The organism is Streptomyces sp. CA-243310, assembly GCF_050936775.1.
Classification (GTDB): Bacteria; Actinomycetota; Actinomycetes; order Streptomycetales; family Streptomycetaceae; genus Streptomyces.
This window is the reverse complement of sequence record NZ_JBNJMF010000001.1, coordinates 3,566,166-3,583,266: the sequence shown is the minus strand read 5'-3', so window position 1 is coordinate 3,583,266 and position 17,101 is coordinate 3,566,166. Positions and strand designations below refer to the sequence as shown.

The window sequence follows — 17,101 nt, the reverse complement described above, 5'->3', positions numbered from 1 at the left end:
GGGTGCGGACGGTCGGGGCGGAGTTTCTTCCGTTCTTCGGAGGCCCCGCCGGAGCGGATTGGTACGGACGCTCCGGTTGTTGCTTTCCGCTTGTTGTTTCCGCTTGTTGTCTTCCGCTTGCTGCCTTCCGCCTGTTGTCTTCCGCTTGCTGCGCCGGTCGGCCCGGCGGTGGCGCGGTTCAGGCGGGGAGGCTCAGCAGGAGCAGCGGGCTGCCGGTGGGGCGCGGTGATCCGCCCGCGGGCTCCAGGGTGACGCCGACGGCGGTGGCGGCGCCGATGTCGCCCGTCAGCAGGACGGCGCCGCTGTGGTCGAGGTGTCCGGCCGGCCGCATGGTTCCCCCGTCGGAGAACCAGAGTTGGTACGTCCTGCCCTGCGGGGGCGGGGGCAGCCGATCGGTGATGACGACGGCTCGACCGCGTTCACGGGAGGTCACGAGCGTGGCGGTGGCCCCGGTGCCGAAGGCGCCGCGCACGGTGCGGGCGTCGGACGCGGTGATGACGGCGCTCAGGTCGCGGTTGCGGGAGTCCAGCCGCAGCGCCTGTTCGTGGGCCCGCTCCGCCTGCCGGCCCTCCCACACCGTGACGCCGCCGAGGACGGCGGCGGTGGCGATGCCCGCGGCGATCCCGAAGCGCCACGCCTTGCCCCGGGCGAGGGCGAAGACCCCGGTGGACGTGACGGGTTCCGGTACCCGAGGGGGAAGTCGGCGGACCGAGTCGATCCGGTGGAGCACCGCCTCCCTGAGGTGCGCGGGAGGGGTGTGCGCGACGGCCGTGGCGAGGCGACCGGCCGTGTCCAGGAAGCCGGGCAGTTCTGCGCGGCACGCCTCGCAGTCCCGCAGGTGTCGGGTGAAGCGGTCGTGTTCGTCACCGGTGAGTGCGTCGAGGGCGTAGGCGCCGATGAGGGCGTGGAGCTCGTCGTCATGTTTCACGTGGTCACCCCCATGCGGTCGCTCGGTGGATACGGTTCGTCGGGTATCCGCTTCGTACTGGCGCGAAGACGGGAGGAAACGTCCCTGCCGAGGGCTCCCTCATCGGACCGCCTGCGGTCCGGCGTCTCGCTGCTTGTTCGTCGCCGGATCCCGCACGGATTGGCCGGAATCGTTGCGCGTGCCCCGGACGGCGGATCCGCGTGCGGACCCATCCGGTGGGGCCACGGCCTCGAATGCAGCTCGTGAGGATCTACCGAAGGACCGTCAAACGCGGCGCGCTCGCCGCGGCGAGCGGACTGCTCGCCGGCTACACGGCTCTGGCCGTGGGCGAACTGGCCGCCTCCCTGGTCCGGCCCCAGGCCGGCCCCGTCACCGTGGTCGGCGGAGCCGCCATCGATCAGACACCGGCGTGGCTCAAGGACTACGCGATCCGCACGTTCGGACAGAACGACAAGCTGGTGCTCCAGCTCGGGATCCTGGCCACCATCGGGCTCCTGGCCGCGCTGCTGGGCCTGTTCGCCCTGCGCCGTCGACGTACGGGATCGGTCGGCATCCTGCTGTTCGGGCTCGTCGGCGCCGGCGCCGCGCTGACCCGGCCGGACTCGGCCGGGGCGGGCGACGTCCTGCCTTCGCTGCTGGGTGCCGTGGCCGGGGCGCTCGTCCTGTACGTACTGATCGGCAGGATGAACGGAGCGAACGGGACCGCCTCCACGGATCCGGCCCCCGACGGCCGGGCCGCCGGGGACACGACCGGGCAGGGCACCGGATGGGACCGGCGCGGCTTCCTGATCACCGCGGGCGTCACCGCTCTCGCCTCCACCGCGGCGGGGGCCCTGGGCAGGACCCTGACCGGCCGCAGCGGTCAGGGGGCCGCCGCCTCCCGGACGGCCGTGAAGCTCCCCGCCCCGGCCTCGGCCGCCGCCGCGACACCGGCCCGCGCGGCGCTGCGGATCCCCGGCATCAGCGCCTTCACCACCCCGAACAAGGACTTCTACCGCGTGGACACGGCCCTGGTCGTGCCGAAGGTGGACGCGGACACCTGGCGGTTGCGGATCCACGGCAAGGGCGTGCCCCGCCCGCGCACCTACACCTTCCAGGACCTGCTGGACCGGCCCCTCATCGAGCGGAACATCACCTTGACGTGCGTGTCGAACGAGGTGGGTGGCCCGTACGTGGGCAACGCCCGCTGGCTCGGCGTACGCCTCGCCGACCTGTTGAGGGAGGCGGGAGTCAAGGCGCCGTCGAAGGGGGGACCCGCCGATCAGCTGGTGGCCCGGTCCGTGGACGGCATGACCCTGGGCACGCCGGTCGAGGATCTGTTGGACGGACGGGACGCGATGCTCGCGGTCGGGATGAACGGCGAACCGTTGCCCTTCGACCACGGTTTCCCCGTGCGCATGGTCGTGCCGGGACTGTACGGCTACGTCTCCGCCTGCAAGTGGATCGTGGACATCGAGCTGACCACCTTCGACTCCTACGACCCCTACTGGGTCAAGCGGAAGTGGGCGCGGAAGGCGCCCATCAAGACACAGGCGCGCATCGACACCCCCAAGCCCTTCGCGCAGGCCGGGGCGGGCACCGTCATGGTCGCCGGTGTCGCCTGGGCCCAGCACCGGGGCGTCGAGCGGGTGGAGGTCCGGGTCGACGACGGCCCGTGGCAGGACGCGCAGCTCGCCGAGCAGGACACCACCGACACCTGGCGCCAGTGGTCCTACCCCTGGAAGACCACGCCCGGTGGTCACAACCTCACCGTCCGCGCCACCGACGGCACCGGCCAGGTGCAGACGGAACAGCGTGCCCGGACCATCCCCGACGGCGCCAGCGGGTGGCACAGCGTATTCGTCACCGCCACCTGACCCGCCACACGCCCACCCCCTCCGCCGGCCACCTCCGCCGACCACCCCCGCCGACCACCTCCGCCCGCCCGCACGCACACGCAGCGGCTCCCGCGGCACCCGATCCGGTGCCGCGGGAGCCGCTCCGCGGCGTGTGTGGGCGACCACGGAGCGTCCGATTCGGCCGTTCATTGACACAGATGCGTGCCAATTCCCGATACGCGCCATCTTTTCTCCCCTCGGCATCGAATAAGGGTCATGACGTCGGGCTGTGGCCCGTACGGGGAGCGGAGCCCGCGAAGTCGGTCCGTCCCCGGTGAGGCGGCCTGAGGTGCGATGCGCGTGACGCGGTCCACCGGAGCCCGATGAGCGCGCCGGCCGAATGCCGGAACACCGGCCCCGGCCATCGGAAACCGAGGGAGCCCACCATGACGGCTAGGCCCACCGAGGCGTTGACCCCCGATCGGGAGGGGGCTTGCGCCCGGGGCGATCCCCACGCCCCGCACACCGCCGTCGAGGGGATGCTCGCCTCGATCCTGGCGGACGTCACCCACGTCGAGCGGGTGCCGGTGCGCAGCCACTTCTTCGACGAACTGGGCGCCGACTCGATGGTGATGGCGCACTTCTGCGCGCGGGTCCGCAAGTCCGAGGGGCTGCCGCCCGTGTCGATGAAGGACATCTACCGGAATCCGACGATCCGAAGTCTCGCGACGGCGCTCTCGGCGCCCGCTCCCGAGCCCCCCGGCGAGGCGTTCGAGCCCGCCGGGCCGAGGCCGCCGGTGCTCCCTGACCCGGTCGGCGTGCCGCGCCACCTGCTCTGCGGCGGGCTCCAACTGCTGGCCTTCCTCGGCTACTCCTACCTCCTCGCCCTCGCGGGCGTCCTCGGGTACCAGTGGATCTCCGCGGGGTCGGGAGTCGTCGGGGTGTACCTGCGGGCGGTGCTGTTCGGCCTGGTCGTCCTCGTCTGGTTGTGCGGCTTTCCGATCCTGGTGAAGTGGGTGCTCATCGGCCGGTGGCGGCCGTCCCAGGTCCGCGTCTGGAGCGTGCGCTACGTCCGCTTCTGGGTGGTCAAGACGCTCGTGCGCTCCGACCCCCTGGTGCTGTTCGTCGGCTCGCCGCTCTACGTCCTCTACCTCAGGGCACTGGGCGCGCGGATCGGACCCGGCGTCGCCGTCTTCTCCCGGATCGTGCCCGTGTGCACGGACCTGCTGACCATCGGTTCCGGAGCAGTGGTCCGCAAGGACGCCTACCTCAGCTGCTACCGGGCCCACGACGGCCTGATCCAGACGGGTCCCGTCACGCTCGGCGCGGACTCGGTGGTCGGCGACGCGACCGTCCTGGACATCGCCACCGGCCTGGGCGACCGCGCCCGGCTCGGCCACGCCTCCAGCCTGCACAGCGGGCAGACGGTGCCCGCCGGCGCGCACTGGCACGGCTCTCCCGCGCAGCCGGCCCCGGTGGACTTCCAGATGGTCGACCCGGCCGACTGCGGCACCTGGCGCCGGGCGCTGCACGGCGTCCTGCAGGTCCTGGCCGTGCTGCTCGTGTACCTGCCGCTGACGTTCGGCGGGGTGGGCCTCCTGCTGGCCGAGGCCCCGCAGCTCGCCTCGGTCCTGGAGCCCGGTCCCACCGCGCTCTCCTCCTGGACGTTCTACGTGGAGGCGCTGACCGCCTCGGTGGTGGTCTTCTTCGGAGCCGTTCCGCTGGGCCTCCTGGTGATCGCCGTCGTTCCCCGCCTGCTGAGCCGAGCCCTCACCGCGGGTCGGGTGTACCGGCTGTACGGGTTCCACCACGGGGTGCACCGGGTGATCACGCTGATGACCAACAGGCGTTTCCTGAACCGGCTCTTCGGCGACAGTTCCGCCGTCGTCCACCACCTGCGGTGGTGCCTCGGATACGACCTCTCGCGCGTCGTGCAGACCGGGTCGAACTTCGGCACGGAGGTGAAGCAGGACTCGCCGTACCTCAGTTCCGTGGGCAGCGGAACCATGGTCGCCGACGGCCTGTCGATCAACAACGCCGAATTCTCCGGGAGTTCGTTCCGCGTGTCCCGGGTCGCGATCGGCCCCCGCAACTTCCTCGGGAACCGGATCGCCTACCCGGCACGGGGCCGGACGGGCGACAACTGCCTGCTCGCGACGAAGGTCATGGTGCCCGTCGACGGGGCGATCAGGGAGGGTGTGGGCCTGCTGGGCTCGCCGAGCTTCGAGATTCCCCGGTCGGTGCTGCGGGACAGCGGCTTCGACGAGTTGAGGAGCGGTGCGGACCTGCGGCGCCTGCTGCCCGCCAAGAACCGGCACAACGCCGCCACCATGGCGTGGTACCTCGGTGTGCGCTGGCTGTACTTCTTCCTGGTCACCCTGCTCTTCGCGGTCGCGGCGGAACTCTACGACGTGCTCGGGGCGGTGGTGATCGCGCTGGCCAACGTGCTCGTCGTGCTCCTCGGCACGGTGTACTTCGTGCTCGTCGAGCGGGCCGTCACGGCGCTGCACTCCCCCGGCCCGCTGTTCTGCTCGATCTACGACGTCCGCTTCTGGCGGCGCGAACGGTACTGGAAGGTGCCGTCGGACGCCTACCTGCGGCTCTACGACGGCACCCCGTTCAAGGGCCCGCTGTGGCGTCTGCTGGGCGCCCGGATCGGCCGCGAACTCTTCGACGACGGCTGCGGTCTGAGCGAACGGCCGATGGTCACCCTGGGGGACCGCTGCACCCTCAACGCCGGCAGCGCGGTGCAGTGCCACTCGCAGGAGGACGGCGCCTTCAAGTCGGACACCACCACGCTCGGTTCGCACTGCACGGTCGGCGTCGGCGCCCTGGTGCACTACGGCGTGACGGTCGGCGAGGGCGCGGTGATCGCTCCCGATTCCTTCGTCATGAAGGGCGAGACGGTGCCGCGGAACGCGCACTGGGGCGGGAATCCGGCCCGGCAGATCGGCCCGGACGAGGACTCGCGGCAGCGGAGGTGGCAGTGATGGGCAGGACCGGGACGACGGACGAGCGGTTCCCCGACCCCACGGGCACGCACCCGGAACCGGGGTCGGACACGGACCGGGACTCGGGCTCGGACTCGGGCTCGGGCTCGGACTGGGACTCGGACTCGGGCCGGGACTCGGCGGGAGGTTTCACGACCGTCCCGCGATGGACCCGTACACCGGTACCGGGCACGTCCGCCCACCGCCTGGTGATCCCCGATGACCTCCTGGCCGACCTCGACCGCCTCGCCGACCGTCTCGGCGTGAGCCCGGCGTCGGTGCTGACCGCCGCGCACCTCAAGGTCCTCGGCGCGCTGTCCGGGGAGTCCGAGGTCGTGGGAGCCTGCGTCACCGCCCCGGGCCGCGACCCGCTGCCCTGCCGCGTGACGATCACGACCGATTCCTGGCGGACGCTGGTGCTCGACGTGCATCGGGCGCTGTCCGCGATGCCCGGCGCACCGGCGGCCCGCCGCGAGCCGTCCGTCGACGTCGACGGGCACCGGCCGCCGCCGGTCCCCGGTTCCGTGCCGGTGATCGTGTTCGATCCGTTCGGTGAGGACGACGGGCCCGGCGCCCGCCCCGACGTCGGCCCGCCCCTGCGGATGTCGGTCACGCGCCGCGAGGACGGTCGGCGCGAGTGGCGGCTGCGTCACCGGACGGACGCGTACGACCGCGACTGCGCCGCGCGGATCGCGGGGTACCACCGCACCGCGCTGGAACTGCTCATCGCCGACCCGGACGCCGCACCGGGGCCACAGAGCCTCCTGGGGGCGGCCGAACTCCACCACCAGATCGAGGAACTCGCCGGACCCTCTCGGGACCTGCCGCCGCTGCGAGCCCACGAGGTCTTCGCGCGACAGGCGAGGGCGCACCCGAACGCGGTCGCCGTCGTGCGCGGCGGGCGGCAGTGGACGTACGGGGAACTCGACGCACGCGCCAACCGGCTGGCCCGCGCCCTGCTGTCTCGAGGCCTGTGCGCGGAGGACGTGGTGGCCGTGGTCAGCGAGCGCGACCTCGGCTGGACCGCAGCCGTCATCGGGGTCCTGAAGGCGGGCGGCGTCTACCTGCCCGTCGAACCGCACTTCCCGGCCGACCGCGTCGCCGCGATGCTCGGTCGGGCCGCGTGCCGCTTCGCACTGGTCGGGTCCGGCGACACCGACCCGCTCGACCGGGCGCTGGCCTCCATGCCGGAGGTCCGGGTCCTGCCCGTCGAGGCGGCGGACGACGAGAGTCCGGACGCCACGGACCCCGGCGTGCACGTCCGCCCGGAGTCTGCGGCCTACATCTACTTCACCTCGGGTTCCACCGGCGAACCCAAGGGGGCGATGTGCGAGCACGCCGGCCTGCTCAACCACCTCTACGCCAAGATCGACGACCTGGGGATCGGCCGGGGAACGGTCGTCGCCCAGAGCGCGCCCCAGTGCTTCGACATCTCCCTGTGGCAACTGCTCTCCGCCCTGCTCACCGGCGGCCGGACGCACCTGGTCGAACAGGAGGCCGTGCTGGACGTCCCGCGCTTCCTCGACACCCTCGTCCTGGGTCGGGTGAACGTGCTCCAGGTGGTGCCCTCCTATCTCGACGCGATCCTGTCGTGTCTGGAGCGCGCCCCCCGCGAGCTGCCGGACCTGCGTTGCGTCTGCGTCACCGGCGAGGCGGTCCGGCGGGAACTCGTCCAGCGCTGGTTCGCCACCGCGCCCGGCGTACGACTGGTCAACGCGTACGGGCTCACCGAGACCTCCGACGACACCAACCACCACGTCATGGACCGGGCGCCGGACTCCGCTCGCGTCCCCCTCGGCCGGCCGGTGAACAACGTTCGCGTCTACGTCGTCGACGCGGACCTGTCGCCCGTTCCGCTCGGCGCTCCCGGCGAGATCGTGCTCTCGGGCGTCTGCGTGGGCCGCGGGTACGTCAATGACCCGGAACGCACCCGGCTCGTCTTCCGCGCCGACCCGCACCGCCCGGGCAGCCGCCTCTACCGCAGCGGCGACCACGGCCGCCGGCTGCCGGACGGAGCACTGGAGTTCCTCGGGCGCCGGGACCACCAGGTGAAGATCCGCGGTTTCCGCATCGAGGTGGACGAGATCGACAGCGCCCTGTTGCGGGTGCCCGGGATCCGCGACGGTGCGGTGGTGGCCGCGGGGGGCCCGGGCCACAACCGGTACCTGGCGGCCTTCTACACGGGAAGCGGCCCGCTCCCGGCGGGCGAGGTGCGGGACCGGCTGGGCGCGGGGCTCCCCGCGTACATGGTCCCGTCCGTGTTCCAGTGGCGCCCGCACCTGCCGCTGACCCCCAACGGCAAGATCGACAAGCGGGCCCTGATCGCCCTGGCGTCCGCACACGACCCGGCGGTCGAGGACCGGCATCGGCCACCGGGTACGCCCACCGAACGGCGCATCGCCGCCGCGTGGGCCGGCGCCATGGGCATCCCGGCGGATCGGATCGGCCGCCGGGACGGGTTCTTCGACCTCGGGGGCACCTCACTGGCCGCCCTCAGGGTCGCCGTCTCCCTGGACCGCACGATCTCCCTCAAGGACCTGACCCGTTACCCGGTACTCGCCGACCTCGCCCGGCTGGTCGACAGCCGCACCGCGCGCCCCGACCCCTCGGCACCACCGCACCCCGACCCGCCGGCCGCACGCCGGCCCGACGCGATCGACGCGATCGACGCGATCGACGCGATCGACGCGATCGACGCGATCGACAGGAGAATCCGATGACCGTCACCCTCCCGTCCACGCTCCTGGACGCCCGCCCCCGGCCGGACGAACTCCCCATCCTCCGCGTCGAGACCGCCGACCCCACCGACTGGGTCGCCCGACACCGGGACGCCCTGCGCGCGGCGACCGTCGACCACGGGGCCGTCCTGGTACGCGGTCTGGACATCGACGGCGCGCCACGGGTCGGCGCGATCCTGCACCGACTCGGTGCGCCGCCGATGACCGAGAGGGAGGCATTCGCGCCCCGCCACACGTACGCGGAGGGCGTCCACTCCTCGACGAAGTGGCCCACGAACCAACCCATGTGCATGCATCACGAACTCAGCTACGCCCACACGTTCCCGTCGCTGATGCTCTTCGGATGCGTCCAGGCGCCCGAGGAGGGCGGTGCCACCACCGTGGCCGACTCGACGGCGGTCCTCGAAGCCCTGCCGAGTGAACTGACCGACCGGTTCGAACGGGAGGGGTGGATCCTCATCCGCAGCTACAACGACGAGATCGGAGCCTCCGTCGCGGAGGCCTTCGGCACCGAGGACCGGGACGTGATCGCACGCCACTGCCGGGACAACGCGATCGACTTCCACTGGCTGCCGGACGGCACGCTGCGCACCACACAGCGCCGCAGCGCCGTGGTGCGACATCCGATCGGCGGGCAACGGTGCTGGTTCAACCAGATCGCCTTCCTCAACGAATGGACGCTCGACCCGGAGATCCGCGAATACCTCGTCGACGAGTACGGCGCCGACGGGCTGCCCTTCAACACCCTTCACGGCAACGGCGAACCCCTCGCCGAGGACACCGTCCAGCGCATCAACTCGGTGTACGAGGCCCGGACCGTCCGTCGGCCCTGGCAGACAGGGGACCTGCTGCTGCTGGACAACCTCCGCACCGCTCACGCCAGGGAACCCTTCCGGGGTCCGAGGAACGTGGTCGTGGCCATGGCCGATCCGCTGCGGCTGCCGGACTGCGCGCCGACCATCGAGGTGACCGTCCCATGACCACCACCGACGCCCACACGACGGCGACATCGACGCGGGCTCCGGCTCGGAGCCCGGCGGCGCGCGCGACACCGGACCCGGGCCCGGACCCGGTGGCTCGTCGGGCCGCGTCGCCCGAGCCGCTTTCCGTTCCCCCGTTCGCCGTGATCCCGGGAGAGCAGGTTCGCCAAGCCCTCCAGGGGCGCGAGGAACACCTGGTGAAGGTGGTCGAGGAGACGTACCGGCTGCACGGCGCGGGCCGTTCGGTGAACCCGCCCTCCACGTTCCTGCGCTTCGCGGACCGCCCGTCGTCCCGAATGATCGCGTTGCCCGCCTCCCTGGGCGGAGCGGACCCCGTGGACGGCCTGAAGTGGATCTCCAGCTTCCCCGGAAACGTATCGGCGGACCTGCCCAGGGCCTCGGCCGTACTGATCCTCAACGACCCCGTCACGGGCTACCCCTTCGCCTGCCTGGAGAGTTCCATCATCAGCGCGAGCAGAACCGCGGCCTCCGCCGCCCTGGCCGCCGACTGGCTCACCCGCGGCCGGCCCCGGCCGCAACGCGTCGGGTTCTTCGGCACGGGACTGATCGCGCGCTACGTGCACACGTTCCTGGCGGCCACCGGCTGGACCTTCGACGAGATCGGGGTCCACGACCTCAGCGCCCGCAGCTGCGCGGGCTTCCGGCTGTACCTGGAACAATCGGGCGCGCCGGGCCGGATCACCGTCCACGACGACCCGGAGAGTCTGATCCGCCTCAGTGACCTGGTGGTCTTCGCGACCGTCGCCGACCGGCCGCACGTGGAGGACCCCGCGTGGTTCGCGCACGCTCCGGTGGTGCTGCACATCTCGCTGCGCGACCTCGCGCCGCGGGTCCTGCTGGCCTCGACCAACATCGTGGACGACGTCGATCACTGTCTCCGGGCCGCCACGTCGCCGCATCTGACCGAGCAGCTCACGGGCGACCGCCGGTTCATCCGCGGGACGTTGGACGACGTGATGGCCGGTCGCGTGACGGTGGGCGGGGACCGGCCCGTCGTGTTCTCCCCGTTCGGCCTCGGCGTGCTCGACCTGGCCGTCGGCAAATACGTCTACGACGAGGTGAATCGGTCCGGAGAACTCCGCGTCATCGACCACTTCTTCCACGAAGTGCGCAGGTACGGATAGAGGAGGCCATCGTGCACGTCATATCCGTCCCCCAGGCGTTCAACGAGGAAGAGCTGTACGTGGACCTCCGGCCGACCCTCGGATGCCCGCTGTTCCTGAAGTGCGAGGGCTTCAACTTCGCCGGCTCGGTCAAGTTGAAGGCCGCGGCCGAGATGGTGGAGTCCGCCGAGCGAGAAGGGATCCTGACCCCCGGTTCGACCCTCGTGGAGTCCTCGTCCGGGAACCTGGGCGTGGCGCTGAGCGTGATCGCGGCGAGCAAGGGCTACCGGTTCGTCTGTGTGACCGACTCCCGCTGCAACCTGGCGACCCGGTTGATGATGGAGGCGTTGGGCAGCGAGGTCCACGTCGTCACCGGCCACGAGGACAACGGCAGCTTCCTCACGGCGCGGCTCGACTACGTGCGCCGGCTGTGCGCGCAGGACCCGCGGTACGTGTGGCTCAGCCAGTACACCAACCCGGCCAACTGGCGGGCCCACTACAACCGGACGGCTCCGGCCATCGCCCGTGCCTTCCCCCGGCTGGACGTCCTGTTCGTGGGAGCGGGCACCACCGGCACGCTCATGGGCTGTGCCCGTTGGTTCAGCCGGTGGCACCGTCCGGTGACCGTCGTCGCCGTGGACAGCGTCGGATCGGTGACGTTCGGCGGAGCGCCCGGGCGCCGCATGATCCCCGGTCTGGGGATGAGCGTTCGCCCTCCGCTGCTCGACGAGTCCTTCGTGGACGAGGCGGTGTGCGTCGAGGAGAAGGACACCATCCGCACCTGCCGTCTCCTGGCCCGACGGGGTTTCCTGTTCGGCGGATCGACCGGCACGGTGGTCGGCGGCGCGACGCAATGGCTGGCCCGGCACGACACCGCGGGCCTCACCGCGGTCGCCATCGCCCCGGACCTCGGCGAGCGCTACCTCGACACGATCTACCAGACCAACTGGGTGGAGGGCCTCTTCGGTGAGGACACCGGACTGCAACTGCTGGGCCCCGATCCCCTCGACGCCCCGTAGGAGCCCCGGGCGCGCACGTACACCTTGCACTCCTGCGCGCAACCCGGCCGTGGGGGTCGACACGGCCGACGGTTGACCAGACCGAGGGGGCGTCATTTGAGGGTGAGGGGGTGTTCGGGAGTGAGAACCGCGGCGATGCGCTCGGCGATCTCCTGGGCCTGGTTGCCCTCGGGGCTCTTGGGCCCCTTCGTGGTCGAGACCGCGATGGAGAGCCCCTCGGCCGGCAGGTGGGCCTGGATCGCCGCGTATCCCGAGAAGGACGGGTTCGTCAGGATCCAGCCGTTGATGACCAGGACGCCGAATCCGAAGTGCGTGGCGGGGGTGTTCGTCAGGCAGACCGTGGCCGGACAGTCGGCCGTGGCGTGGCCCAGGCCGATCGTGCCCGGGTCGAGCTGGGTCTTGAAGGACTGCGCGGACAGCAACTCACCGGTGCCGATGCCCCGGGCCGAGCGGGCCAGGTCGCAGATGTCGCCGGTGAGGACGGCGCCGCGGGCCGTGGTCCACGACGGGTTCCAGAAGGTCGATTCCTCGTACGTGCCGCGCTCCGAGGTGAAGGCGTGCAGTACGGGGGCCGGGATCTCCGGGGTGTACTGGTTGCCCGTCCGGCTCAGGCCGAGCGGGCCGATCACGCGTTCGGCGAGCAGGCGCTGCAACGGCATGCCGCTGATCTTCTCCAGTGCCGCGCCGAGGAGTTGGAAGTTGGCGTGCGAGTAGCTCCAGTTGGTTCCGGGCCGGTAGAGGAGGGGCTGTGAGGTGGCGTACTCGTCGACGTCGCGCGCCGTCCACTCGCGGAAGGGGGCGGCTTCGAGGGCGGCGAGGAACTTCGGGTCGGTGACGTAGTCGTGGAGGCCCGAAGTGGAGGCGCCGAGCATCCGCAGGGTGATCTCCGAGCCGTGCGGCAGGTCGGGCAACCAACGGGAGACCGGATCGTCCAGTGTGGCCTTGCCCTGCTCGACGAGTTGGAGCAGGGCGGTCGCCATGTAGACGATGCCCACGGATCCCGTGCGGAAGTGCATCGACGGTCGGGCGGGGACCCCCGTCATCGACTCGCCGAGGGCCGTGGTGAGCAGGTCCTTGTCGCCGGACGTGACGCGCAGGATCACCGAGTTCAGGTCGAACTCCCGCCGCGCCCGCTCGGCGATGTCGAGGACCTGCCGCGCTTGGCCCCGGGCGGGGCCCGGCGAGGCGGCGCAGCCCTGCGGCGCGGGGGCGGTGGGCATCGACGTGGCGGTCCCGGCCGGAACGACCGCGGCGAGCAGGCCGGCGAGGGAGAGCAGTACCGTCCGAGTACGCCTCATCCCCACAGTGTGGGCGAGCATCCGCAGGGGCGCATTCCGCCTGGAAACGCCCTGGTCGCGCCCGGTCCGCGCAGGAATCGTACGGGCGGCGGTCGGGCCGCCGAGGGACCTGCCGTGCCGTTGCCGGGCGGGTCCTGTCAGGGTGGGCGGGTGACGGAGATCGAGGGTGACGGGCCGGACGCGTTCCGGCAGAGCGTCGGGGGCGGCCGGCTGTACGCGTACCGGGTGCGCGGACGTGAACGCGGCGCGGTGGTGCTGTGGCTCGGCGGACGTGGCGACACGCCCGACCGGGTGTTCGCCGTGCCGGCGGCCGGACGCCGTTGCCTGCCGGTGTTCGCGACGGCCCGGCGGGCGAGGACGTACGCGGATCGACGGGGGCGCGGGCTCGCGGCCCACGAGGTCGCTCTGCTGGACCTGACGCGGGTCCAGCGATGGCTGGACGATCCGGATGGTCGCGTGGCGCCGCCGGGTGCGGTGTTGGAGGCGTGGAACTTCTTCGAGGATCTGGCCCGCGGCCTGGACGCCGTCGATCGGCTGCCGCGGCAGGAGTCGACCCACGACGGCGCCTACGAGAAGTTGTTCGCGGGCGAGCGCTCCGCGTGGACCCCCGCCGAGGCACGGGCGACACGAGGGCTCCTGGCCGCCGGGGTGGACTTGTGGAACACATGCCCGGTGGTCGTGAACCCTCGGACCCGGGCGGTCGCCCGCGGTGCGGCGGTCGCGCCCGGGCCGGGTGACTCGTTCGCGCGCCACCGTGTCGTGCCCGTCCGGCCGGGGTGCGCCCGCCCGGAGGGCTCGGCGCGGCGGTACCGGGGGCGCCGCGGCGGCGCCACTACCCTCGGCTCATGGCAGACACGTTCGAGCACACACCTCAGGTCTGGACCGCCGGGCGCCTCCGGTCCGTCCTCGCGGGACTCCCCGACGACACCCCGATCCACGTCGGCGTGGCGGACGCGCCGGGCGACTTCGACGCCTACGGCGAGTTCGTCCTGGTCGACGCCGAACCCGTGGAGGTCGACCTCGCGGACCTCACGGACCTCAACGACCCCTCGCACTTCGCCGACTCGGACCCCTCCCGGGGCGGGGACACGGCTCCCGAGGTGCGGTTCACCCTCTTCGCCGACGCCAAGGCGGGCGTGTACCACCTCGACGTGGACTGACCCTCTCGCGCGCTCCCCCACCCGCCCCGCCAGGCGCCGAACAGCGCACCCGGCGGGGCTTCGCACGGTTCAGGCGGAGGCGCCACCGTCGACCACCAGGTCGGCGCCGACCACGGAAGCGGCGTCCCGCGAGGCCAGGTACAGCACGGCCGCCGCGATCTCCTCGGTGGAGGACACCCGACCCAGGGGCGACTCGCCCTTCATGCGGAGCGCGCGGTCCGCGTCGCTCTCGCCCGGCTCCAGGGACATTGCGGTGGCCGACGGGCCGGGGCTGACCGCGTTCACGCGCACCCCGTCGGCTATGTGGTCGAGGGCGGCGGCGCGGGTCAGGGCGGAGACGGCCGCCTTGGTCGCGATGTAGCCGGCCGCGCCCTGGACGCGGGCGTGTGCACCCAGGTTGGAGGAGATGTTGACGATCGCCCCGCCGGTCGGTTGACGACGCATCTGGGCGACCTCGGCCTGGAGGCCGAGGAGCACACCGGTCACATTGACGTCGAGCATGGTGCGCCACTCCTCCTCGGGCAGGTCGGCGACGGGCGCCCCGCCCCGGAAGACCCCCGCGTTGTTGACGGCGACGTCGAGGCTGCCGAAGCGTTCGACCGTGCGGTCGACCAGGGCCCGGACGTCTTCGGAGCGGGTCACGTCCGCGGTGACCGCGACGGCCGTGCCTCCCTGCTTCTCGATGAGCGCCACCGTCTCGTCCAACGAGGCGGCCGTGCGGCCGGCCACGACCACGCGGGCCCCCTCGGCGGCGAAGGCGAGGGCGACGGTCCGGCCGATGCCGGAGCCGGCGCCGGTGACGAGCACACTCTGGTCGACGAAGCGCGTGGAGACGGATGCGGGCTTGGATGTGGGCATCGGGTGAGGCTCCTTGTCGAGTAACGGATCGATCATTTTTTGACCGGACGTTCTAGAATGAAGGCGGGGCGAACACGATCCGGGGCGGCCCCTCAGTCGAGCAACTCCAGCGCCTGCTCGGCCGCCTCCCGCACCCGGGCGGGATCAGCCGAGACCTTGCCGACCACGCGCAGGCCCTGCATCAGCACCAGGAGCATCCGGGCGAGCGCGCGCGGATCGCGCCCCTCGGGCAGTTCGCCCTGGGCGCGGGCCCGTGTGAGCGCCGAGTGCAGCAGGGTCTCGAGGTGGCTCCAGCTCGCCTCGACCCGACGGGCGGCTCCCGCGTCGCGCGCCCCCAGTTCGGCGGCGGCATTGACGATGAAGCATCCGTCCAGGCGTCCGCCTTCGGATCCGACCTCGTCGGCGAAGCGGCGCACGACCGCGCGCACGGCCGGCAAGGCCGGTCCCGGCTGGGACAGTTCCGACAGGAGCCCCGGGTCCCGGCTTTCCGCGTACCGGTCCAACGCCTTCAGGTACAGCGCGTGCTTGTTGCCGAAGGTGGCGTAGATGCTCGCCCGCCCCACGCCGAGGTGTTCGACGAGATCCGCCATCGACGTCGCCTCGTAGCCGCGCCGCCAGAACAGCTCCAGCGCTGCCCGCAGCGCGACGTCCGGATCGAATTCCTTGGTCCTGGCCACATCGGGAAGCCTAGACCGTTCTGAAACGATCAGTCAAATATGTTCGGTCCGGATCGTGGTGCACGAGCAGACGACCGAGCGGGGTCAGTCGGCGGATCGGAGTCGGGAGGCGGCTTCCTCGGCCTCGCGCACGACGCGCCGGGTGTCCACGTCGAGCAGTCGGCCTTCGAGGACGAGTGGTCGGCCGTCGACGAAGACCGCGTGGACGTTCTCCGGCCGACCGTTGAAGACGATCTGATTGACCCGGTCGAAACGCGGCGCGAAGTTGAGCGTGGCAGGGTCGATCACGATGACGTCGGCCCTCTTGCCCGGGGTCAACGACCCGATCCGGTCGGCCATGCCGATCGCCCCGGCCCCGCCGAGCGTGGCGGCCCGCAGCACGTCCTCGACCCCCGGATACACCCCGGCGTCCTGCGAGCGGGCGCGTTGGAGGCCGACGGCACTCTTCATGAGGGCGAAGAAGTCCGAACTGTCGTTGGTCCCGCCGTCCTGACCGAGCCCCACCTTGACGCCCCGCCGGCCGAGATCGGGTAATCGCATGACTCCCGAGGCGAGCCGCATGTTGCTCAGCGGGCAGTGCGCCAGCCGCACGTCGTGGTCCGCGACGGCGGCGATCTCCTCGTCGCCCAGATGGATCGCGTGGTTCATCAGGAGCCGGGGGCCGAACGCCCCGATGTCGCCGAGCACGTCGATCGGCTGGTCGGCGCGCTGCTCGACGCGCTCCAGGACGTGGCTGTTGAGCATGACGCCGAGGTCTTGGGCGATCTCCCAGTGGAGGCGGTTCAACCCTTCGATGGGCCGGGCGGCATGGGTGGCGATCTGCGCCGAGGCCAGCGGAGCCGGGTCGATCAGCTCCTTCTTCACCCGGGGCAGGAGGGCGGCCTGCGGTTCGGCCTGGAACATGGCGTAGGTGAAGCGCACCCCGGTGTCGGTCAGGGCCCGCACGTACCGCTCGGTGGTCTCATAGCCGATCGCGTCCACCCAGTCCACGAGCGTGGTCACGCCGGACCGCAGGGAATCGAGGGCCGCCAGCCGCACGAAGCGGTACATGTCGGCGGGCGCGATGCGCGGGAACGTCGGCCGGTTGCAGGCCGCCAACCAGCCGAACAGATCGCGGTCCGCACATCCGCCCCGCATCGAGGACTGCCACAGGTGCGTGTGGACGTCGACGAAGCCCGGAAGGACCAGCTTGCCGGAGGCGTCGACCACCCGTGCGCCGGGCGGCGCCGGGAGACGGGCACCGACGGCGGCGACGGCGCCGTCCCGCAGGACGACGTCGGCGTGTTCGACGGCCCCCAGCGGGCCGTCCCCCACGCCGGCGTCCATCGTCAGGACGAGGGACGCGTTCCGGAGCACGGTGGCCCGGCCGACCGGGCCGCCGCCGCTCCCGGGACGGTCCCTCGCCCGCACCCGCGTCGCCGCACCGAGGACGAGGGGAGCCGCGGCCGCCATGCCCAGGCCCGTCAGCACGCCGCGGCGGCTGGGCGCTCCGCGGGTCGACCGGGAGGGGGG

Annotated in this window: 12 protein-coding genes; 7 read left to right on the top strand and 5 right to left on the bottom strand. The window is 72.0% G+C overall.

Going from position 1 to position 17,101, the window contains the following annotated elements; genetic code table 11:
• Nucleotides 1-178 precede the first annotated feature (178 nt).
• Entirely contained in the window at nucleotides 179-928 is a 750-nt protein-coding gene (locus tag ACQEVM_RS15810) for an anti-sigma factor (protein WP_433079118.1), read from the bottom strand.
• A 233-nt stretch (nucleotides 929-1,161) separates the two neighbouring features.
• Between ACQEVM_RS15810 and ACQEVM_RS15805 the strand changes: the two genes are divergently transcribed.
• The 6 genes from ACQEVM_RS15805 to sbnA all read left to right on the top strand — a co-directional run bounded on the left by ACQEVM_RS15805 (nucleotide 1,162) and on the right by sbnA (nucleotide 11,596).
• Nucleotides 1,162-2,784, top strand: a complete 1,623-nt coding sequence (locus tag ACQEVM_RS15805; protein ID WP_433079116.1) for a molybdopterin-dependent oxidoreductase — start codon at nucleotides 1,162-1,164, stop codon at nucleotides 2,782-2,784.
• Nucleotides 2,785-3,191: 407 nt separating this feature from the next.
• Nucleotides 3,192-5,735 (top strand): Pls/PosA family non-ribosomal peptide synthetase, encoded by a 2,544-nt coding sequence (locus ACQEVM_RS15800; RefSeq protein WP_433079114.1) that lies wholly within the window; start codon nucleotides 3,192-3,194, stop codon nucleotides 5,733-5,735.
• Complete coding sequence (locus ACQEVM_RS15795; RefSeq protein ID WP_433079112.1) at nucleotides 5,735-8,455, top strand: non-ribosomal peptide synthetase; 2,721 nt, start codon at nucleotides 5,735-5,737, stop codon at nucleotides 8,453-8,455. The genes ACQEVM_RS15800 and ACQEVM_RS15795 overlap by 1 nt, the downstream gene beginning before the upstream one ends.
• A complete protein-coding gene (locus ACQEVM_RS15790) occupies nucleotides 8,452-9,453 on the top strand; it encodes a TauD/TfdA family dioxygenase (protein ID WP_433079110.1) in 1,002 nt (333 codons plus the stop codon). The genes ACQEVM_RS15795 and ACQEVM_RS15790 overlap by 4 nt, the downstream gene beginning before the upstream one ends.
• Nucleotides 9,450-10,598, top strand: coding sequence for a 2,3-diaminopropionate biosynthesis protein SbnB (sbnB, locus tag ACQEVM_RS15785; protein WP_433079108.1), 1,149 nt, complete (start codon nucleotides 9,450-9,452; stop codon nucleotides 10,596-10,598). Before ACQEVM_RS15790 ends, sbnB begins: the two co-directional genes overlap by 4 nt.
• An 11-nt stretch (nucleotides 10,599-10,609) precedes the next feature.
• Nucleotides 10,610-11,596, top strand: coding sequence for a 2,3-diaminopropionate biosynthesis protein SbnA (gene sbnA / locus ACQEVM_RS15780; RefSeq protein WP_433079106.1), 987 nt, complete (start codon nucleotides 10,610-10,612; stop codon nucleotides 11,594-11,596).
• 92 nt (nucleotides 11,597-11,688) lie between these two features.
• Here sbnA and ACQEVM_RS15775 read toward each other — a convergent pair whose 3' ends face one another.
• Nucleotides 11,689-12,894, bottom strand: a complete 1,206-nt coding sequence (locus ACQEVM_RS15775; protein ID WP_433079104.1) for a serine hydrolase domain-containing protein — start codon at nucleotides 12,892-12,894, stop codon at nucleotides 11,689-11,691.
• Nucleotides 12,895-13,739: 845 nt separating this feature from the next.
• On the opposite strand from ACQEVM_RS15775, the gene ACQEVM_RS15770 reads away from it, so the two are divergent.
• Entirely contained in the window at nucleotides 13,740-14,054 is a 315-nt protein-coding gene (locus ACQEVM_RS15770) for a DUF6225 family protein (protein WP_433079102.1), read from the top strand.
• Between the two features lie 69 nt (nucleotides 14,055-14,123).
• Here ACQEVM_RS15770 and ACQEVM_RS15765 read toward each other — a convergent pair whose 3' ends face one another.
• The 3 genes from ACQEVM_RS15765 to ACQEVM_RS15755 all read right to left on the bottom strand — a co-directional run bounded on the left by ACQEVM_RS15765 (nucleotide 14,124) and on the right by ACQEVM_RS15755 (nucleotide 17,059).
• On the bottom strand, nucleotides 14,124-14,912 hold the full coding sequence (locus ACQEVM_RS15765; protein WP_433079100.1) for an SDR family NAD(P)-dependent oxidoreductase: 789 nt from the start codon (nucleotides 14,910-14,912) through the stop codon (nucleotides 14,124-14,126).
• Between the two features lie 92 nt (nucleotides 14,913-15,004).
• Complete coding sequence (locus ACQEVM_RS15760) at nucleotides 15,005-15,589, bottom strand: TetR/AcrR family transcriptional regulator (RefSeq protein ID WP_433079098.1); 585 nt, start codon at nucleotides 15,587-15,589, stop codon at nucleotides 15,005-15,007.
• Nucleotides 15,590-15,673: 84 nt separating this feature from the next.
• Entirely contained in the window at nucleotides 15,674-17,059 is a 1,386-nt protein-coding gene (locus ACQEVM_RS15755) for an amidohydrolase family protein (protein ID WP_433079096.1), read from the bottom strand.
• Nucleotides 17,060-17,101: the final 42 nt, after the last annotated feature.